Genomic DNA, 22,501 nt, shown 5'->3' on the forward strand with positions numbered 1-22,501 from the left:
TAATGGGATATGAGGTGAAAGTTGCTTCTTGTGAAAAAGAATTAGAGCCAGCTTGTATATTCTTAAAGCAATTTGAAAAAGGATTAGCAGTTTGTATGGAATTAGGAAATGAAGAGTATGTATATCATTTCAATATTTTACGTTCTCTTAATGAAGATGAAGCAATTAAACTCTTAGAAGAAGTGAAAAAAGTATTTCTTACTTCGAAAAGCAAGGTTTATGGGATTTCGTAGAAGAATATGCAGATCTAAAAAAGGAAGAAATTATACAATAATCACATGCTATCATTTTTAATAGCTAATTAACAAAGGGACTCCAATTATGGAGTCCCTTTGTTAATGGGGTAATGCTTTGGTTTATCTAATTATAGCAATATTTGTAAAAAGTGTAAAGGGGTCCTAGTTTGGAGGGGGAATTATTTAATCTTTTTTATTTAATAAAAGGGATAATATTTAGTTATCTGCGCTTCTTAATTATGTTTTCTATCACAATTTGAAGTGAATTTCAGTTAATCTTATTTATTTTATGGGAATTATAAGGTATACTAAAAGTAGGTGCAAAATGTACCATTTGAAAAAGAGTGAATTGCAAAAAGGAATCCGTAAAGGATTCCTTTTTTGTTTCTTTGAAAATGAAGCAATGTTCTAATTATCTCATTCATTTTTATGAATACGCTGCGATCTTATAAACTAAAAAGGCTTTTATGGAAATTTGCCATATTCCTGTAACAAAACAAAGGTATGTTATGTGTGTTAAATATAAAGAGAAAGAAGGAAAAGTTGTGAAAAAAATTTTGCCAATTGTTGCGTTATTAGGCATGATGAGTTTTGGAGTACAGGAAATGAATGTAAGAGCTGATACATACCACAAGGGCGATTCGAAAATTAGTTTTTGGGATTCGAAAAGAAAGGGTACTAATTTCATGAATAGTACGTCATTACCTGAAAACTATAAAAGTGCAAAAGAAGCTAATATTGAATATGTACGTTTAGCACCTGATAAATGGGCAAAAGATAAAGATTTTCTATTTGAGGATAAACCAGATACTTCTGGAAAGGATTTTCTGATAGGTAATGCAGATAACTATCAGGGATTAGTAAAGGAGGATTTAGAAAAATTAAAGGCGGATTTAGATGCCGCACAATCACAAGGAATGAAAGTTGTTCTTACAATGTTATCTTTACCTGGTGATCGATGGCGCCAATTTAATAATAACAAGAATGACGACAGAATATGGGAAGAAGAGAGGTATCAAGAACAAGCAAGTCAATTTTGGAAGGACCTTGCTCTGGAATTAAAAGATTATCCTGCGGTGGTGGGTTATAATATTATAAATGAACCACATCCAGAAACAGCTAAAAATAATAGATATAATGATTTTTGGACAGAAGATTACGAGAAATGGTATGCAAAAGTGAAGGGAACGACAGCGGATTTAAACAGATTGTATCAAAAAGTAATCAATTCCATTCGTGAAGTAGACCAAGAAACACCAATTATTTTAGATTCAGGTTTATATGCTACTCCATGGGCTTTTAAATATTTAAAACCAGTAAAGGATAAAAAAACGCTTTACGCATTTCATATGTATGAACCATATGAATTAACGAGTCAAGGTGAAAAGAAAAATAAAGAATATCAATATCCAGGATTAGTAAAAGTAGGAGACTTAGAGAAACCTGTAATGTGGAATAAGCAGGGATTAGAGAAATTTTTGAAGCCAATCCAACAATGGTCTAAGAAAAATCATGTATCATCTAATCGAATTATTGCAGAGGAGTTTGGAATTAACCGTACTGTTCCGGGAGCTACCCAATACATGCAAGATCTTATTTCTATCTTCAACCAAAAAGGTTGGCATAAATCATTCTATGCATTCCGTGAAGACACATGGACAGGGATGAATTATGAATTGGGAACAGGAAAAATAAAATGGGATGAAGAGGGTAAACCGGTGCCTCAAGATAATTCACTCTGGGAAGTAATAAAAAAAGATTTACAACCACATAAATAGTTTAGAATATTTGTCCTAAGGACTAAATGTAAGCATCTAATTCAAGTAGAATTAGATGCTTTTTTTCAAAAAAGGTGGAAGTTTAAACAAATATAGTTGCAATTGAATTGACCTTTAAACTGAAAAATTTTTATGAATTTTTTGTGAGATTCCAACCCTTAAATGTTGAAAATTATTTACTGATTTCTCCAATTGGATATATTTCTCCAATCGGATGGAAGTTTAGAATACAGAATCAAAACATAATAAGCTGTTATCGATGAGTTTATCGTAAAGTTGTTATTTAATGTGTCATCAAATAACATTTATATACAATAATAAATAAAGAAAAGGAGATGTTTATGAAAAAATATAGAGTAATAGATACAACTTAAATAGTATGAATAGTTTAGATTGTAAAAACATGAAGAAGAAAACAAAAAATCCTTAAGAGTACTAAGGAAAAATGAAGGAGATAATATGGGGAATAATTCAAAATATAAAACTAGAAAAATACTTGCAGCTACTGCTACAGTAACTATGCTTGCGACTGGAATGATTTCTTCATCAGATGTCTTTGCGGAGCAAAAGGAGCAGCAAAAAAATTTATCGACATCACTGCAAAGTGAAAAATCAGTTAAATCAGAAAATAGAACATTTACAGTCCCAGGAAAAGGGGATGTTGAGCTAATAAAACAACAGGAAAGAAAAAGTATGGCATTTAGTCCATATGAACCAACTGGTTTATATGCAAAACCAAATGAACAAATAACGATTAATGTAGAAGGTAATCAAGATATTCAGGTATATATTGGAACGTATTCATATGATGCTTCTTGGAGAGAAGATTCTAAGATAAAATCATTTACATTAAAACCAGGTATAAACACAATCCAATCTCCAAATGGGGGGATGATTTATTTTTATAATAAACAACAAGGTGGTACCATTCGAACAACAATTACAACAGGTGGAACGACTACGCCTTTCTTTGAACTAGGAAAGCATACGAAACAAGATTTAATTAACATGCTGGACCAATATCCAAATGCACATGCAGTGGAGTTAAAAGGAGAACGTGTATTAATTACGGCCAGTCCTGCACGTATTAAGAAATATTTGTTGGGTTCTAATACAGATCCTGTACAACTCTTAAAAAAGATGGATGAAGCTACTCGAATTCAAGACAAAGTAGCTGGATTATCTGAAGAACAAGTAGATAAACATTATGTTCATTACGTAGAAGAAAATCATTCTCCCGATTATTATATGTATGCGACTTCTTATCGAACTGCATATGTAGGAGATGCAATTCAATATGTATTAGATATTAATAAATTTATAAAAGATGGTTGGGGTCCATGGCATGAGGCAGGGCATTTGAGACAGCAATCACCTTGGAAATTTTATAATATGACAGAAGTACAAAATAATATATACAGCCTTTCTGTAGAAAAAGCATTTACATCTAATCAACCTTTTAGATTGCAACAAGAGGGTGCTTATACTAAGGCATTTCAATACTTAGAACAACCTAATAAAAATTATGACGAAGTTAGTGATGTTTTTGTTAAGCTTGTTATGCTTTGGCAACTACAGCTAGCATATGGAGAGGATTTCTATCCTAAATTGCATCAATTGTATAGAGACATGCCTTCAAGTGAACTTCCACAAACTGATGAAAATAAAAAACAATTATTTATGATTTCAGCATCAAAAGTAGCCAAACAAAATTTGATTCCTTTCTTTGAGAAGTGGGGATTACGTCCAAATAACGATACTATTCAAAAAGTAGCTGCATTAGGATATCCAATTTTAACAGCAGAGATTTGGAAGAGTACGGATTCTAATCCAATTAAACCAGATATGCCTAATGAAAATAATATTTTAGAAGGAAACCAGTTTGCATGGTCACTAAAAGGAATTAGTGATTTCGAGTTTGCAAAAGTCAATTTTAATAAGTCGACAGAAGAGATGCAAATTGATTTAAAAGCAGGCGTACCACATCATTATTTTAATGAAACATATGCGAGTATTAAAGTACAAAATGCATCAGGAAAAGTAGTATACAATAAAGATATTTATGGGAACAAACAACAAAATGCTGAATCGCAAAAAGTTCCAGTTAAAATAGGGGATTATGTTGAGCTGACACATCTAGAAGGTGTGCATAGAGCTACTTTAATAAATGTAGGTAACAGTAAACAAGAAAGTTTTGGAAAAAAAGGCATGTACGAAGTTACAAAAGAAGGCTTGAAGAAAGTAGAAAAAATGCCAGAAACAACGGTTTTAGATGGAAATCATTTTGGGTGGTCTTTAAAAGGATATAGTGATAGAGAAATCGCAAAAGTAGATTATAATAGGACAACAGAGAAAATGCAGGTGAATTTAGAAGCAGGCGTACCACATTCTTACTTTAATAATACGTATGCAAGTATTACAGTAAAGAATTCAAATGGTGGTGTTGTGTACAATAAGGAAATAGTAGGGAATAGACAACAAACTGCTGAAAGCCAAACCGTGCCCGTAAAAGTGGGAGATTACATTGAGTTTACCCATATAGAAGGGGAAGCAGTAAAGGAAAAAACACGCGCTACACTTATTAATCTTGAGAATAATAAACAAGAATATATGGGCAAAAAAAGAACCTATCAAGTTACTTCAACGGGATTAAACAAAATAGATTAACATGAAAAACATTCTAAGTATTAGTTGGATGCAAATAGTCGTTCATTATGAACGGCTATTTGGCTTTTATTTAAAGAAAGGTGAAATGAAAATACTCTCTCTTTTGTATATACTTTCATTTCCAAAAATTTCTACGTTTTTTTATCAGGGGGAAAATAATTTAAAAAATGTGCTTGAGAATTGATACATGTTTAATTGCTATAGATTTGAGAAAAAAGAAACAGAATAGTAAGGTATTTGTTGATAAATCCTCTCAAGTGTTACAAAATTTTACATATTCGGTATGATATATATGAGTTCTATGTATATTAAGGGAGGAATGGGAATGAAAAGGTTCATAACACGTGCAAGTGGTAATACAATCTCAAAAAGGTTAGTTTTAATGGTGTTGTCGATGGTTTTAATGATAGTGATGATTACACCATCGAATGATGTATCGGCAGCCAATCTATCAAAAGCAGGTTCACTAAAAGGCGTGAATTTATTTAATGGAAGTTGGACAGTTGCTATACAGGCAGCAAATTTACAATATGTTTCGGCTGAGCCTTCGGGAAATATAATAGCAAATCGTAATGCAGTTAATGAATGGGAGAAATTTGAATTAATTTCGACTGGGGAATTATATACGTACGCTTTAAAAGCTAAAAGTAATGGGAAGTATGTTTCGTTTGAGCCAAATGGTAGAGTAGTAGCAGATCGTACATCAATTGGTGCATGGGAAAAGTTTATCTTATATAATGGTGGAGACAATAGGATATATGTATTACAAGCACTAAGTAATGGTAGATATATATCAGCAAATGGTGGTAGAGAATTAACAGCTACTAGTTATGTAGCTGGAAGCTGGGAAAGATTTGTTATTGTATACTTCTAAACTTTGAAGTGTTATATATCTAAATGATAATAGCATGTTTAGTTTGTATAAATACCTAATACAATAAATTGTTAAGTATGTAATACAAGTGTATATTAACGTGTAAAAGGGCTGCAAATAATTAGCGGGCCTTTTTGCATGTTAAATAAGCACTTACTGAGGTTATAATGAAAAGAAAAAGAACCCTATAGGGTTCTTTTTCAAGGCATATTAACAGTAAGGAGAATCATGAAATGCTACTTCAAATCTTTATTAGGGGAAAGATTTTGAATAAGCTTAACATACATCTATTTTTACATAAATGTAATATATAGTAAATTGATAATGTTTATACTTACTATTACTAATATTCAATTAAGATAGTTAGCACTATTTGTATAGTGTTAATGAAGTGCATATTTAGAAAACTAATAATGGCCACAAGTTGGTTATATATGTCTAATATTATATTTTATTTACTAAAAGAGCTTATAGATATATTATTTTAAAAATTAATTAACATTTAAACAATTTTAACTGAAATTGGGTGTGTATTAACTAAAAGTAAATAAAATAAACAAAGACCCTGTAATGAATACAGGGTCAAATACAGGGTTAAGGGAACGCATAGTTTCTCAAAATCATAATAGCATATATTCTTTGTATAGCTACATGAGGATTTTGACAGAATTAAGAAAAAGACAGAAATCTGTAAGAAAGCAAATATATTGCTGGAAATTTGATTTGAAATTAAACTATAAGGCATATTGAAATAGATGGAAACTCTTGAGTACCGTGATTAAATATGAGGTTTAGATTAGAGGGATAATTGGATCTTACTGAAAAGGCAAAATGTTTTTTAGATTAAAAGAAGAAAAGGCACTTTTGGGTGCCTTTTCTTTAGGTAAACAGTTTACATATTGCTGAATTATACACTAAACCATAATTCGACTATGAAGTAAATCTTAATATAATTCTAAATAGAAAAATATGTAATATTATATTTGAGTTTTTAATTATTTTATCGAATATAGAGTAGCAATGTAAATAAAAGGGCATGCATTCGTATCTGCAGCCCTTTTTAGGAGGAATTCAAGATACCAATAGGACACGTATTGGTAAACAGGTTCAAAAATAGTATATGTGAAAAGAAAAAGTCCTATACCAAAAGTAGACAGGACCTTATTTTTTACAATTTCAAAAATGACATTCTGTCCTTTTTGAAATTAGTACAACACACACTTGGTTTGTAATAAAGTTAGAAAAAGTATACATGAAAATGGCAGACAACTATTTTGTTGCCTGCCGGTGCTAGTGGGTTGAATGAGTTAGTCAATTCAATAAATTGCTACCCCATTACCAGAAGAGTGAAGCCGCTAGTTCAAACGGCTTATACATAGTTTTCCTAATAAAGAAAAAATTATGAGTAAAGATTTTGTTTGCTCTATATGAAAAGATAAATAGATATTCATCAGACAAGGATAATTTAGCATACCTTGAATAGGGTGAAGGAACGAATTAAATAAAAGGATTTTTGTTTAGGAAGGGACTGACTCAGGAATGGGACTTTCGGACAGGGTTTGGGAGGCGATGATTGCCTTTGGCATTGCGACTAATATCGTTGCTTGTATGATGGCAGTATACATTCAAAAATATGAGCTAATGATAAATCATCTTACAAATATTTTATTTTTAATAATTATCTCTTTAACGTTTATTAAGATGAAAATTAACAGATGGGTGGCTTTAGGATTTACATTTGTTGTAATAGAGAAAGGTATTAAGGCGGGATATGACTTCTACACACATGATTATTATGGTGTCAGTTGGAGTTTAGCTATCATTGTCTATTGCATATACGAGATGAAAAAGTATCATATTGAAATAAATGAATAGTCTCAACAATAAGATGTTAGTAGGTGTAATTTTTTAAATAATAAAAAAAAGACACTACAAGAGTGTCTTTTTTTTGAAAATACTCTATAATTAACTTTGGGGAAGGTAATGTTAGAGTATTCGTTTAGCATTATCTTTATATTTGATAAACCATGAAATCGAAGGATTTTGTGGTTTATTTTTTGAACAATAGATATTACAGTATTGGCAGTGAGCTAGTGATCATTTTAAGCATTAGGAGAGAATGGATTAAAAGTCTAACATCGAATAACGGTTCCGGAATATAGTGTTGCGAAATGATCTCCCATATCCCAAACGGTACTTGCCTGTATATAGCCCTTAAAGCCTTCTGAAGAATAATACATCTCTTTTGGTATACTTTCTTTAGTTTGGAAATGTGCTTTAGAGTACTTTACATAATGGTTTTTAACAACTTTTGCATCTGGAACAATAGTGTTTTTTTGTTCCAATGTTGGCCTAGCACTAGAAGGTGATATAAATTTTACAGTGTCTTGGTAATTAGGATCTAAGGTGTCAGCTTGTACACTGTGTGACGAAACAATTGTGCTTAAACTACTTCCCGCGATTAAAGTTGCAAATACTAACTTTGAGAATTTTGTTAATCTACTCATTCTATAATCTCCTTTTTATTATTTTGTAAGGTATCTCCTTACACCTCACAGTCTATATCCACTACAAAAGGGTGTACATACATATTGATAGACAAAATTCTACAAAATACCTCATGTTTTTGGGGACGTGTATAATAATCCAATGTTTAATAACTTATCAGAAGTAAAAAAGTAAGTCTTATATAAAAGAAAAAGAATAATTTATGCAGGTAATGTATATAAAATTATTGTTTGAATATTCTAAAATGAGTTGATAAAGATGTGGGATTGTTTTTTAGAAAATAAATGATTCCAAAGATTAAATTTAGAAGTTTAATTCTCTTTGTAAGTTTATTTTTATAATACTATTCACAGGTGTAGATTATTAAGATTTAAATATAAAATGTCTAAAGATTTTTGTACAACCAAACAGTTAAAATATAAAAAAGTGAGAAAAATGATAAACATTCTTCTCACTTTCATCAATTAGGGTGGCATATACATAAATATGCGTTTGGGTAGATTTTTGAATGAAAAATCCACATGCATAGTATAACAAAAAAAATAGGGCTTTTCACATGTAATATTGCATATGAAATATAGTAAAGTTTTAAATTTTAATATTACAAACTTGTATATACGTGTTACAATGTAATTCTCTAATTTATTTTATTCAGCTATTTAGAATTTATGTTTTAGTTAATTTATTATGGTAAGGATTTCATCTGATTGGATTAGCGCTAAACTAGATTTTTATCCAAACAAATCCAATAATTATTTTTAAAATGAAGTATATGTTGTATCCAATTTATTTGGAATAATTCGTAGTCTAATAATTGCTGAATCTAGAAAAAAACATATTCGAAAGGAGGACAGATAAAACTCTGCCTGTGAAATTTAAATCGCTAAATGGTAAAGTGCGGATGATAGGATGTAATTGTGATTTCATTTCGAATGGTACCATAAATGAATATGGGAAAATATAGGATAAAATTTAAATAAACTATATAAGTAGTAAAAATGAAAAGGAGAAGTATCTAGTGTTTAATATAAAAGAAAGATTGGGACAAATAAAGCTTAAAACGAAGTTGTCTATGGCATTTATAGCAATATTAATTATACCAAGCCTTATCGTAGGAGTATCATCTTATAATAAAGCAAAAACAGATCTTAATGAAACAATTCTACAATCAGCAAAAGATAATATAAGTATTTTAGACAAGATTGTTGATGATGAATTAGAAAATAAGCATACAGATGTCACTCATTTTGCAAAGGTACTCACACAAGGGGATTATAATCCTGAACAATCGCAAAATGTACAGAGTAAATTTGATCAATATATACAGTTACATCCAGAGATAGAAACGATTTATACGGCATCCAGTAACAATCAATTTATTCATGCACCTGTTGGTAAAATACCAGAAGGGTTTAATCCGTTAGAAAGTAGTTGGTATAAGGATGCAGTAAAAGCAAATGGAGAGATTATTGTTTCATCTCCCTATAAATCAAAGTCTACAGGAAATATGGTAATTGCAATTGCAAAGCAAAATGCAGATAAAAGTGGTGTCATTGGCGTAGATTTGAATATTACAGATATCGTAAAAACATCCAAAATGATAAAAATTGGAAAGCAAGGATTTGTATCTATAGTTAGTCAAGATAAAACTATAGTTGTTCATCCATCACTAAAGCCTGGAGAGAAATTAGAGAAAACTTTAGCGGATGAATTGTACAAGACAGAAGATGGAGTAATTACTTATAGCCTCAATGGCGAAGATCGAAACATAAGCTTTAAGACAAATAAAAAAACAGGTTGGAAAATAGCTGGCGTAATGCCTACGAAAGAAATTGAAGAAGCTACTAATCCTATTTTTTATAAAACGTTCACTATAATAGGGGCTTCATTATTGTTAGGTGGAATTGTAATTCTATTCATACTCAGATCTATAATTACTCCACTAAGACAATTAGTCATTTCAGCTCAAAGAATTAGTCAAGGAGATTTAACCGAGAAAATAGATATTCGTTCAAAGGATGAACTTGGTCAATTAGGTGGTAGTTTCAATACAATGGCAGAGTCGTTACGTAATATTATTTCTCAAATTAACACATCTGCAGGACATGTAGCTGCGTCTTCTGAGGAACTAACTGCTAGTGTAGAGCAAGCAAGTGTTGCGACAGAACAAATTACAAAAGAGATGGAAGAAATCTCGAACAGTGCAGAAGTTCAAAATAATGAAGTTGAGTCTGGAGCTGAATTAATTGGTGAGGTAACACGAAATATTCAATATGTAGCTGAGAATGCATCTGAAGTATCGGCTTCATCCATATACACAAAACAAAAAGCCAATGAAGGTGAACAATTAGTAGAACAAACTGTAGCACAAATGCAGTCTATCCATCACTCTGTTTCTCAATCCGATAATGTAATAAAATTATTAGATAAGAAATCGCAACAAATTGGAAGTATATTAGAAGCGATTCAAAATATTGCGGAACAAACAAATTTATTAGCATTGAATGCAGCAATTGAAGCAGCTAGAGCAGGAGAACAGGGTCGAGGGTTTGCAATTGTTGCGGATGAAGTTAGGAAGCTAGCAGAGCAATCATCCGAATCTTCGATGGAAATTGGAAGCTTAATTAAGGAAATACAAGCAGACGTACATGAGACTGTAAAAGCTATGAATGAAGTGGGAGTAGAGGTACAGTCGGGAATTAAAGTTGCGAACGATACAAAGCAAAGTTTTTATGAGATTTCAAAATCTGCAAATGATATTGTGTCAAAAGTGCATGGTATGGTGGAACTATCTAATACAATGACTACTGATGCAATGAAAGTCGATACATCGATTGATCAAATAGCTATGGCTGTAAAAGAGAATTCTTCAAGTATGCAAACGATTGCTGGTTCATCTGAGGAACAACATGCTTCTATGGAAGAGATAAATTCTTCAGCAATACAATTAGCACAGATGGCAGAAGAACTTCAAGAGTTAATTGGTGGATTTAAGATTTAAGTTGAGATTCTAGGAGAGAATGCTAGAATCTTGTTACAGAGTGGAAATGCATAGTAAATAAGTATAATATATACTCTCTATGCGCGTATTGAACAGGCAGAAAACCCATTTAAAAACCCTCCATTTGGAGGGTTTTTAAATACATTTACATTAAATTTGTGGGGGTGCACCACCATAATCGCCAACACTATATGAAGGAGCAGGATAATGCCCATGAGTAGCAAGCTGATCTGTTTTAGAAAACTGAAAAATTCCCACCGTTAATACCCCAATAAAAGCAATGCCTGATAATAATAAGCTAATTTTTTTCATTATTTTAACACTCCTTTTGCAATTGATTTTTGTCTTGCTTGATAACAAATATGGAAATAGTCACTTACTTTTTGGTGGTTCTCTAATTGTCTACATTTTGTGGCAAATAATTCAGCGTATTCGACAACATATTCCCATAATTCTTCTTCCTTAAAGTATAAGATTCCTTCTTGAATGATTTTTTCTAATTCTTCCAATGGAATATTTTCGTTTAATCTTTTTAAAATAGAGAAGTGGTGTGTGTATTCTTCGTTATGAATTTTTCTGCAAATCTGTAATCCCTTATCAATGAGTTGGCTGGCCGTTGATTGTTCTCCTAATTTATAATGTTCCTTAGCTTGTAGGAAGATGGCCTTGAAGTGTGTAGGGATTTTCTCTGTTACTTCTGAAAGGTGACGAATAGCTAAAGTAGACATACTTTGATCAGAATACAGCCACCCCATAGTATTTTTTACATATAACAAGGAATCTTCTTCCCTATTTTTTTGTAGTAAATCAATTGCACAATGTAGATATTCTTCTGCTTGTTCGTACTGTTTTAAATAGATGCAGCAACCACCTAGTAAACTATTACAAAAGGCTGTTTTTACCTCATAACCTTCATACTTTGAAAAGATTGCTCTCGATTTATTTGCGTATTCGATAGAAGCGAGATTGTTATAGGTATGGTGATAGAAAGTAGCAATTCTATAGTAAAATTCAGCATGTTCAATTTCATCTGGTATAGCTACCAATATTTTTTCTGCTAGTTTATAATGTTCTTCTGCCTCAGTATAATTTGATATAAAAGTGGAATGAATGGATTTGAAAAAGTGATAATAGAATCGTAGAAATTGATCTGTAGGCATATCATAATCGCTAATAGTATCAAAACTATTTTGTTGAATACCAAGGCTATCTGTTAAGACCTTGTAACGAAATTCGAGTAGTGAATAGTATAGTAACAAATTTTGATCCTGATGTTCTTGATCCGGTTCAATGCTTAACTTATTAATTTTTTCATCAATTTTCTTTTTTAGATTAGTAGCTTTTATAACTTGTTGAGATAGCATTGCTCGATACCAGTCGTTCAATAGAGAGGTTAATTGCTCATTTCCCTTTACTGAAACACTCATAATATACGCCCCCATTTTCTAAAAAAATCCTAATCCAATTTAATTATAAACATCATAACAAAATAGAAGAAAAAATGGAGTGATATTACAATATTTTTCAAGAAAATTCAGAAAAAATAATCAATTTATGTCGAATATACTCATAATAAAACAGCCGAAAATTATCAAAAGATAATATGAGTCTTTATACGTTCTATCAGGTGAACTTAGAAACTGTGATTGAAGATTTATGAAATTTTCTTTTCTTAAAACGGATCAATTACGTATTAATTTTTAAATTATTTTATCGGATACATATAGTATGTATCACCACCAAATGTATAAATCTTGCGTATGTAAATAAGAAAAGAATAAAGAAAACAAAAGAAGAACTTGTAAGAATTTCTACAAGTTCTTCTTTTGGATAATGTAAAAAGGTGAAACAGACTATCTCATTATTTGTAATAGTGAAATTATCTTACTTATGGTTTTGTTTTATAGAAGATGTACTATTATATTGGAAGATTTGTTCTAAATGTTGATTAAAGGAAAATTAAAGACTGGTAGGGGAGAAGTGCATAAAAGAGAAAGCCTTCTTTACTTATTCTGAAAAGATAATTCAAAAAGCAATTTGTGTATAGAATAAGCAATGCATGAATTCATCGACATTGGTGATAATAAATAAGAGAATCATAAGCATGAACTTTAGTGGAATAGCTACAAGAAGGGGATAATTATAAAATTGTTAAAGCTCAGTATAATTCTATAATAGTAGATATAATTATTGGAATTTTCAACTTAGTTACTTTTCGGGTAGGGTAAGTAGAAGAAAATAGGAAGTTTTTCTTTGAAGAAAGCTCTTTTGACAGGAATAGATTTTCTCATAACTAGAACAAATAAATTAATAATCGCATATACTGTATTGTCGTTAAAGCAAGACAGTATTTTCTCATAACAAGGGAATCACTAGAAAAATATGTGATTCCTTTATTCTTCAGTATAATGTCAATAGTTGATTTGAAATAATCGAAGAAATAAAATCTTTGTTAATGGACAATCACATCATTTTAGGTATAGTAGGTTTATAATTTAGACTATAAAAATTAATGTGTCTTTTATTATTTTAACCAAGAAGACTCCCTCCATAAGGAACTCACAGCAAGTATGAGTAAGTGGGAGTAGTTCAAAGCATGCAATATTGTTTGATTTGGCTAATACATAGATTTATCATCTCAGAACTGGTGTAAGAATTATAATGTTTATACCATTCTATTGTATTTTCTAAAGTCTGTTGTAGGGACCATTTTGGTTGCCAATCAAGATTGAATTTTGCTTTGCTAATGTCAAGATTTAGTAAATTTGCTTCATGAAAATTTATTGCGCCTATATTTTCTGCTGTCCAATCCCCACAGCCCCAAATATCTAGTAAACTTGTCACTAATTTTTCTACTGGAACAATATTGCTTAAGGATGGCCCGAAGTTCCATGCTCCTGAATAAAGGATACCATTATTTATAATTTTTTCTGTAAGGAGTAAATACCCGCTTAAGGGTTCTAGTACATGTTGCCAGGGTCTAATAGCAGTAGGGTTTCTAATAATAATCTTTTTGTTTGATTCTAATGCTCGTATACAATCAGGAATAATTCTATCTATTGACCAATCACCACCACCAATTACATTACCAGCTCGAACGCTTGCAATTATTTTCTTGTGGTGAGAAAAGTTTTCTTCTGAAAAGTAAGAATTTCGATAGGAAGAAATTAAAAGTTCGCAGCATCCTTTGCTTGAGCTATATATGTCATGGCCACCCATAGGATCAATTTCACGATAACCCCAAGGCCATTCTTTATTTTCATAGCACTTGTCACTTGTCACCATAATTCCTATTTTAGCTGATTCATGTAATCGAATTGCCTCTAGTACATTCATAGTTCCTACAACGTTTACCTCGTATGTTTCTCTAGGATATTCATATGAATACTTAACTAGAGGTTGGGCAGCTAAATGGAATACAATTTCAGGTTTATAATCTGTAAAAACCTTATTTAATTTATTAAAATCCCTAATGTCTCCACGAATATCAATTATATTGTTTTGAAGGTTAGTAATGTTAAAGTTATCATTTTTATTTTTAGGATCCAATGAATATCCGATTACAGTAGCACCTAATTCATTCAACCATAGGGATAACCAAGAACCTTTAAAACCAGTATGTCCAGTAATTAAAATTGTCTTTCCGTAAAAAGCATTATTAAAGTTTTGATTTAACAATTAGTCCACCTCCTTTAGTACCCTATTTTTAGGGGATTAGGTATAAATGTTTATTATTTTTATACCAATTAACAGTTTTTATAATTCCTTCTTCAATATTAATTCTAGGTTCCCAGGAAAGAGAGTTTTTTATTTTTTGCACATCTGCTTCAGGAACCCATCTTTCATTCGTTCTAGATGGAATTGCACCGTAATTTGGTCTGGAATTGGTTTTCAAATGTTTGAATAATAATTCTACATAATGTTTCAAGGGGTAAATAGTGCCACTCCCAATATTAAAGATTTCATTTTGTACAGTAGTATTCTCTACTGCTAGGATACAGGCATCTATTATATTTTCTATATAACAATAATCTCTTAATTGATTACAGAAAGTTAAATTTACATCTTTGTTTTGTAATACTTGCAAGATTATATAGCTAAAAATTTTATGTGGCTCCTCGCTTTCTCCGAATATGCCAAAAGGTCTTAATGTTATAAGATTAATGCTGTTTTCGCTAGCAATTTGATGGGCGAGTATAGTAGCAGCAGCTTTGGTACTTCCGTAGATATCCACAGGAGTTAGTAACATATTTTCATGAATAGGTTCCATCTTGTTACCGTATTCAGAACTACTCCCAAAATTGATAATTTTTTTACAATTCACCAATTTTGCTGCTTGAATAATGTTACATGTCCCTATAATATTTGTTTCTATAGCATGCATGTAATCTGTATGGGCAGAATTTACACCATAGGCTGCCAGGTGAAAGATATAATCCGGATTAACTTTCTTTATTGCATCCTGTACTTGTTTTCTATCTCGTATATCTATTTCATAGGTTTCAATATTTTTTATAATATCCTTTAGTCTCCAAAAATTTGATGGTGTTCTTATGAAAAGAACAATTCGTGCTTGTAAATTTAAAAGTCTTCGTGCCAAGTGAGAACCAATAAAACCGTATCCACCAGTAATAAGGAAAGTTTTATTTTTAAATGAAGTAATCATAGTGAAAATCTATCCTTTATTAAGATTTATTTTTAAATAAGGAGAGTATCAGTCTTAATTGTAATGAGGGGAGGAGTATTTAAAATAATTTTTTATTGTCGTTGTATCAATTTGGTCAGCAAATAAAGAGGAGGGGGATTTTTGAAAAGTATTATGAAGGGTAAGACATGTCTTGTTCAATTGTTCAATATAAGGAATGTATATATAATCTAAAACTTCTGGAGGTAATTCTAAAGTTTCTTGTTTCCATAAATCGAACTCATTTGGATTAATAATTTGCATACTTCCAAAATGAAAAGCTATTAATTCATCTTGATCAATAAAAACTTTTTTATCTGTTTTTGATATAGAACTGCTATTTAAAATGACATTCCAAGGTGCTGCATCAATACCTTTATGAGTCATGATTTTTATATTAGAAAAGATGTTAGGAATGTGATTTAAATATTTTTGGTCACCCCATCTATTCATTTCAACATCATAATGATTATTGCAATATTCTAGGCATTTATCTTTCCACCATGTTAAAATTTCTTTGCTATTTTGATCGTTTTTGAAGCCTACTAAACCAGCTTGATATATACCGTGTATGTTTTCAATTTCAGTAGAGCTTCTTTGAGGGCAAAGGAATACAGAGTATTTCCACCATTCATCAAGAATGATATTAGGTGCTGTAAAGAAATACATATCAGCATCACAATATATAATGTGATCAACTTCCGGATAAAGACTAAGGACATGTAGACATAGGGGCGCTTTTAATGTCCAACAATATTCTTGTAAACTTCTATCATTTTTTATACTGAGGAGTTCATGATTTTCAATATCTTTTACTGGAATTAGTATGGCGTGCTTTAATTTTAATGTCTCTAATATTTGATAAGTTAAATCATCCATACAACAAATCCATACAGTAAATTTAGCGTTGAAATTTTCTAAGGAATAATAAGAGGTCAATCCTTGAATTAATCGTTCTTTACTTATAATCATGGAAAAGTTCATAAAATGATTGGATTGATTCATTTTTCTTCTTAATTGTGAATCTTTATATAAGGTTTGAGCTTTATTTATATCTTTTTTACTTAAAAATTGTTTAGTATCTTTATTGAATTTATTTTTTAATTGATTTAAAACAAATTGAACTCTCTCTAAATACGGAGTGTAAATATGGTTTAATATATTATTGGGTATTGAAATTGCTCCTAAAGACCAAAGATCAAAATCATTTTCATTAAAGATAGTAATACATGCAAAATGGTAAACAACTAGTTTGTCGTTTTCAATAAATACATCGTTTTTAGTCTTGTCAATTTTATAATCGTTATTATATATACAGTTCCAAGGCGCAGCATTTATACCTAAGTTATTTGAAATTTTTACTTTTGGAAAATATATAGGGATATAATCTAAATACTTTTGGTCTCCAAATTTCCCCTCCTCAGCCTCGGCACTGCACCAATCTAGACATTTATTTTTCCACCATCTTACACTTTTTAGTCCATAGAGATCATTCTTAAATCCAATTAGCCCAGCCTGATATTTTCCATACATTTTTTCTACCCAATCACGATCTCTTTGGGGGGTAAGGAAAATAGAGTATTCACCCCATTCCTCAAAAATAATATTAGGATCAGAGAAAAAGCATAAATCACCATCACAATATAAAATAGATGGTAAATCATAATTGACCAATAAATATTCTATCAAGACAGATTTTAAAGTCCAACAATATTCATTTACTTTTCTTTTTCTTTTAATTGCTTTTAGTTCACTATCTTCTAATTCTTCAACTTGTAAAAGGTTTACATTAATTAAATTCATTTCTTTTAATAGTGAATATGCAAAAGGGTCTATACAACAAATCCACAATGTGAATTTTTCTGAGTACTGCATTAATGATTGCTGTAAAGCAATGATTTTCAAGACATATTCATTACCTACAATGACACAGAAATGATTATTTAGATCATGTTGTTGATTATAGAATTGGGGATTCATTCTTTTTTGAGTATTTTTTTTGGAGAGATTTGAAGCTTTAATTCCTGTTGAAAGCGGGTTAACTATTTTCTCATTAGAGGGGATATACAATCGAGGTAAACTTATTTTTTTATCATTAGAGTTCAATGTTTATTCAGTCCTCTCCACTAAAATTTATTAGGATTCCAACTTTCATCTACAGTTTTTAAATCTTTAGGTGTATCGACACTAGCCCAAAAGTCATTGTGTTCATAGACTGCGAGCTCATTGTCTTTTATTAAATTGCGAAGAGGATCTTCTTCTAGAACACAATCATCACTATCACCTAAATAATCGAATATTTCTTTGTTAAATACAAAAAAACCGCCATTAATTACTTCATCAAGTAATGGTTTTTCTTTAAAATCAATAGCAATTCCATTTTCGACCGTCAATAGGCCATATTGACTATTTTTTTTAATTCCAGTTAATGTAGCAATTTTTCCTTTTTCTTTATGGAATGCTATTAGTTGATCAATATCTATATTTGCTAATCCATCGCCATAAGTTAATAAAAAGGTTTCATCCTGTACAAAGGGTTCAAGTTTTTTTAGCCTTGCCCCGGTCATTGTATCAATTCCTGTATTTATAAAGTGTATATTCCAATTTTCTAATTCCTGAAGTAGCGTATATTGATTGGTTTTAAAATTCAAACTAAAGTCATTCTCTTTCCAGCTAAAGTCCATAAAATATTCTTTAATTTTCTCACCTTTATATCCTAGGGGCAAAATGAAATCAGAATGTCCATATTTTCTATACCAATTCATTATATGCAAGAGGAGAGGCTTTCCTTGAACTCGAACTAATGGTTTGGGAATGTCCTCTAAAATTCCTTGCATCCGAAGCCCTTTTCCGCCACACAAAATTATGACTTTCATAAATTTCTTTCCTTCCTCTCTATATATTTTACTAATTTAAACTATGTAGTTTGTTTGATAAATGTATACACGGTTGTACCATAATGACAATCAACTAAAAAATATATGTTAGATTTATAATTCAAATGCTGATTAAACGTGAAGAATATGCACTGTAGTTTATTCTCAATCTTATGTAAATTAGGTTATTCTAAAATCAATGCTTTATTTTATTTAATACTAATGAAAGAAATTACTTGTTTGTAAGATAAAAGAAGGGGAGGGGAATCAAGGGAATTAAAGAAGCTTATAATGAAAAATCTAAGAAGGAAATTAACTATTTAAAGGAAGAGTGAACAAATATTACATTGTAGATTTTACAAATTTAAAAAAGAGCACCGTATAAAGGTGCTCTAGTGATGGAATCAATTTTGTAAAGAACCATTTATTCAATAAAGAAGGACTTATGAGTTATTATATGAACGGTTTATTAATTAAGTGTGTATCAATTAGATGGGAATTTTATTTCTCTACACCTATTTTAATTTACTGGAAAAATCATGTTAAAAGTAAGAAGAAAAGTATTAAGTTAATGTTATTTTATTTAAAATATAATTCCAATCGGAATCATCACCTTCCCATCTATCCTGATAACGTGGGAGTTCAATTGAACAAACCCTCGATATTCCCCAATTTTGTTCAACGATATTAGATATATCCTCCTTAAAATTGACAATAAGAATATTAAAATCTTTATTTGTAATTTCGGATAATACGTTTTTTAATTCAACCGCTTCATCTCGATTTCCCCAAATCCTAATGAATAAAATTGATTCACTACTATTTATTTTTTCAAGGAATCGATTAATTCTAGTGTCTAATTTAGCTTTAAAAGAAGGATAGGTTGATTTCCAATCCTTTTCTGAGTCAATAGGAAAGTCATGCATTGAAAAACAATTATAATAAGTGTCCTTTATACAATAGGTAATTCGTTCTGCCCATTTAGTTTGATTATCAAATTCTGATTCAATAAGACCGTAACTTTCTGAACCTTCTATGACCATATTTTCCAACTTCATAAATTTTTCAAATCGATTTTGAAGTAATCTGTTTACATCTGAAAGTGATGGATAATAAAACCAATCTAAAGGTCCAGAAAATGTTCTTAAATGGTGCCTTTTGATTTGGTTAGTGACTTGACACAAGCCTCCTAAACTTACAATTACGCCATAGGATTTTTGTATATCATCTAGGTTCATCCTCATCATCCTTTTTAAAAGTAATTTAAATTATCTATTCAGTATATGATGCAATAACATATTGATGTGGACATATATATCAAAGTACATAGAGCTAAGACATTGGTATAAATTTGAAAAGTCAAAATCCCTAAGTTAAGGGGTTATATCTTTAATGTTATATCATTGAGTTGCTATTGGGATGAAAGCTGGTAGGGATTATACTCTCCAGTAACTTAAATTAGAAACCAGTTCTTGATTACTACAGTAAAATTGTTGTGCCTTTAAAAGAATCCTTAGATAAAAAAGAAAAATCTATTGGTTAGCATTTAACCAGTAGATTTTTCTTTGAGTTATTATCTTTTACATAATAATTATAGAAGATGGAAAATTCTACTTAGAAATAATTTTAAGCAGAAGAATAGACTAGTCTAATTTCTAATGGTTCCAGTATCTTTTATTTTGACGTGTGTCTTTACATTTATTTTAGCCTCTGCTAACGCTTGCAACCAATTTCCTTTTACTTTTTTCCACTCTTTATATTGAAATGCTCTAGCATATTGGGATAATCCGATTGGATCAATTTTATTCTGCTGTATTTCATATAACATATTTTGTAAATTATTATTAATTTCTTTTTGAATAGCACTTTTTAAATTATTTATATTTTTTTTATTATCATAGTGCCCTTTAATTGAATTCGGATTGGTTTTTTCTATTAAAGCTACATTAGCGTAAATATCGAGATTAAATACAAACTTTCCGTTTTGAAAATTAACAACTACCTTCCTTGTCGCGTTCTGTACGAATATAGAAGTGTTTGTTTTTTTGTTGGACTTTTTAGGAGGAAGCGCAAGGTGTAGTATCATTCGCCCGCTACTTTTTTGCTTATTTATAAGATTGAAAAATTTAACATCTTTTTTAGGGATATGAGTTAAATATTTCCCTTTTCGATTTAAAAATGCAATTCCTACTGTATCGATTTCATTCTTTGTTTTTTTGATAATTGGAACAGTTTGCGTCATTCCTTCTTCATTTTGTTCTCTCATTAATTGTTGAATTGTAGAAGAGACGGATTGGTTATTTTGAATTGACGATTCGATTACACCATTTATATAAGATGAAAGTGATGGTTTACTAGGCTTATGAATTGTAAAAATTTGTTCTGCAGGTCCATCTACAAGTACTACTTTAGCATTAATGGTAGCGTAAGGGTCACGGTAAGAAGAATCAAGCTCCTGCAGCCAATTTGCTTCTTGCGCTAATTTTTTTCCAATTAAAATGATTTCAGCTTTGGAAGCTGTCATAAAGCCCGTTAACTTCGTATCTATCTTACTGAATCCAGTATATACAGTTGATGCTTGTGTCCAATGTTCTATAGTACTTTTTTGCTGTTTATGATGAAAGAGTGGTATGCTTGTTCCAACTTTTATGTCTCCATTAGGGGTTCTATCCAAGCCAATTAACAGGATTAATGAAACCTTCTCAAGAGGAATTCTCTGACTACAACCAATTATATATACACAACAAATTACAATCCATATCCATTTTCGAATCAAAGTTGTTTCCTCCTAGTAATCCAAGTAAAAAGAATACTGTAAGCGAAAAATAAGATTGGTAATAGAATAAAGAAAACGACATTTAAGATATCCATAAGAGAATATATAAACAAATATTGATCCACATCGGGATTTAGGAAAATAAATAGGCCAACTATAAATAACATAAAAGCAAGCAGCGCCCAATTGCGGGCGTTTTTTTGAAGTGAAATGGCCACAGATTCAAAACTGAAAAATAAATACGGATATATCGTAGTGGAAAATACAATTAAATAGTAAGCGATATATATAATTTCTAATCGTTCCATGAAAGAAAAACGAACCCCTTTTAACAGATGAAATACTGGCCAGATTACGTCTTTTATCCCCTCTGGACTAAAGTATATATAAGAAAGAATAGTAACATATAGATAGAAAAACATGGTTCCAGTATTCGCTATTAGTAGTCCTTTTATGGCTTTTTGCTTTTTTTGTAAGAATGGATATATATAATATGCAATTTCTAGGCCAGCATAAGGAGTAATGGTTTCTTTTGTTGCCTTTACAATAGGGTATAATCCTTCTTTAAATATAGGTAGTAGGTGTAAAGGATTGTAGTTAGTCTTTAGTGAAAAAAGAAGAAATAGTGGCATCCAAGTAGTGAAGAAGAAAACAAGCATAGAATAACTAGTAAGAGCCCTTAACCCACTCAGGGTTAAAATAATAAAAGGTAATAGTAATAATATGGTGATTTGATAAGCAGGAGTGGAAGGGAATATCCACACTTTTACAATATCGGTTGCCTTTAATAAAGTATTAAATCCAGCAAAAAATAGATAAAAGGCATATGCAAGAAAAAGAATTGTCCCTATCCATTTACCAAAGTATGTTTTTAAGATTTGTGAGAAATTTTTGTTAGGATTTTTTTGTAACATTAATATAATAAATACCCCGATTATAGAAGTAACTATCCATCCGAGAATGATCGAAATCCAGCCATCTGTGCCAGCATTAGTAGCAAGGGGGCTTGGCATAATTAACATACCAGATGCAAGTTGAAGCGAATGAATGAAAATAATAAATTCGAATAAAGTTACTTTTTGGAACTTAAGATTTCCCATG

At 30.7% G+C, this 22,501-nt stretch carries 16 protein-coding genes; 6 read left to right on the top strand and 10 right to left on the bottom strand.

Features of this window, described 5'->3' with window-relative positions; all coding sequences use genetic code 11:
- The first annotated feature begins 2 nt into the window (after window positions 1-2).
- The 5 genes from MHI28_RS29705 (at window position 3) to MHI28_RS29725 (ending at window position 7,430) form a co-directional block, all read left to right on the top strand.
- The gene (locus tag MHI28_RS29705; RefSeq protein WP_002162674.1) at window positions 3-233 is read left to right on the top strand and encodes a hypothetical protein; all 231 of its coding nucleotides are present in this window, start codon (window positions 3-5) and stop codon (window positions 231-233) included.
- Window positions 234-745: 512 nt separating this feature from the next.
- Entirely contained in the window at window positions 746-2,014 is a 1,269-nt protein-coding gene (locus tag MHI28_RS29710) for a glycoside hydrolase family 5 protein (RefSeq protein WP_025989072.1), read from the top strand.
- 459 nt (window positions 2,015-2,473) lie between these two features.
- Window positions 2,474-4,681 (top strand): M60 family metallopeptidase, encoded by a 2,208-nt coding sequence (locus tag MHI28_RS29715; protein WP_016077401.1) that lies wholly within the window; start codon window positions 2,474-2,476, stop codon window positions 4,679-4,681.
- 325 nt (window positions 4,682-5,006) lie between these two features.
- Window positions 5,007-5,555: a fascin domain-containing protein gene (locus MHI28_RS29720; protein WP_000819434.1), complete on the top strand. Its 549-nt coding sequence runs from the start codon at window positions 5,007-5,009 to the stop codon at window positions 5,553-5,555.
- 1,539 nt (window positions 5,556-7,094) lie between these two features.
- Window positions 7,095-7,430, top strand: a complete 336-nt coding sequence (locus MHI28_RS29725; protein ID WP_000524424.1) for a hypothetical protein — start codon at window positions 7,095-7,097, stop codon at window positions 7,428-7,430.
- Between the two features lie 257 nt (window positions 7,431-7,687).
- Here the strand turns inward: MHI28_RS29725 and MHI28_RS29730 are convergent, their stop codons facing one another.
- Window positions 7,688-8,062: a hypothetical protein gene (locus MHI28_RS29730; protein WP_000088965.1), complete on the bottom strand. Its 375-nt coding sequence runs from the start codon at window positions 8,060-8,062 to the stop codon at window positions 7,688-7,690.
- Window positions 8,063-9,081: 1,019 nt separating this feature from the next.
- On the opposite strand from MHI28_RS29730, the gene MHI28_RS29735 reads away from it, so the two are divergent.
- Complete coding sequence (locus MHI28_RS29735) at window positions 9,082-11,064, top strand: methyl-accepting chemotaxis protein (protein WP_000481863.1); 1,983 nt, start codon at window positions 9,082-9,084, stop codon at window positions 11,062-11,064.
- Between the two features lie 150 nt (window positions 11,065-11,214).
- Here MHI28_RS29735 and MHI28_RS29740 read toward each other — a convergent pair whose 3' ends face one another.
- The 9 genes from MHI28_RS29740 to MHI28_RS29780 all read right to left on the bottom strand — a co-directional run bounded on the left by MHI28_RS29740 (window position 11,215) and on the right by MHI28_RS29780 (window position 22,500).
- Window positions 11,215-11,376: a hypothetical protein gene (locus MHI28_RS29740; protein ID WP_000724107.1), complete on the bottom strand. Its 162-nt coding sequence runs from the start codon at window positions 11,374-11,376 to the stop codon at window positions 11,215-11,217.
- A complete protein-coding gene (locus MHI28_RS29745) occupies window positions 11,376-12,491 on the bottom strand; it encodes a Rap family tetratricopeptide repeat protein (protein WP_000116956.1) in 1,116 nt (371 codons plus the stop codon). The genes MHI28_RS29740 and MHI28_RS29745 overlap by 1 nt, the downstream gene beginning before the upstream one ends.
- A 1,162-nt stretch (window positions 12,492-13,653) precedes the next feature.
- Window positions 13,654-14,742, bottom strand: coding sequence for a CDP-glucose 4,6-dehydratase (gene rfbG, locus MHI28_RS29750; RefSeq protein ID WP_000934343.1), 1,089 nt, complete (start codon window positions 14,740-14,742; stop codon window positions 13,654-13,656).
- 28 nt (window positions 14,743-14,770) lie between these two features.
- Window positions 14,771-15,730: an NAD-dependent epimerase/dehydratase family protein gene (locus tag MHI28_RS29755; protein WP_000633065.1), complete on the bottom strand. Its 960-nt coding sequence runs from the start codon at window positions 15,728-15,730 to the stop codon at window positions 14,771-14,773.
- Window positions 15,731-15,784: 54 nt separating this feature from the next.
- Window positions 15,785-17,854 (bottom strand): hypothetical protein, encoded by a 2,070-nt coding sequence (locus tag MHI28_RS29760; RefSeq protein WP_001087537.1) that lies wholly within the window; start codon window positions 17,852-17,854, stop codon window positions 15,785-15,787.
- A gap of 20 nt (window positions 17,855-17,874) precedes the next feature.
- Window positions 17,875-18,624, bottom strand: a complete 750-nt coding sequence (locus MHI28_RS29765; protein WP_000864426.1) for a sugar phosphate nucleotidyltransferase — start codon at window positions 18,622-18,624, stop codon at window positions 17,875-17,877.
- Between the two features lie 563 nt (window positions 18,625-19,187).
- Complete coding sequence (locus MHI28_RS29770; RefSeq protein WP_001046794.1) at window positions 19,188-19,862, bottom strand: papain-like cysteine peptidase; 675 nt, start codon at window positions 19,860-19,862, stop codon at window positions 19,188-19,190.
- Window positions 19,863-20,272: 410 nt separating this feature from the next.
- Window positions 20,273-21,400 (bottom strand): Ger(x)C family spore germination protein, encoded by a 1,128-nt coding sequence (locus MHI28_RS29775; RefSeq protein WP_000619984.1) that lies wholly within the window; start codon window positions 21,398-21,400, stop codon window positions 20,273-20,275.
- The gene (locus MHI28_RS29780) at window positions 21,397-22,500 is read right to left on the bottom strand and encodes a GerAB/ArcD/ProY family transporter (RefSeq protein ID WP_000527367.1); all 1,104 of its coding nucleotides are present in this window, start codon (window positions 22,498-22,500) and stop codon (window positions 21,397-21,399) included. Before MHI28_RS29780 ends, MHI28_RS29775 begins: the two co-directional genes overlap by 4 nt.
- Window position 22,501: the final 1 nt, after the last annotated feature.

The organism is Bacillus sp. FSL K6-0268 (assembly GCF_038005425.1).
Classification (GTDB): Bacteria; Bacillota; Bacilli; order Bacillales; family Bacillaceae_G; genus Bacillus_A; species Bacillus_A thuringiensis_S.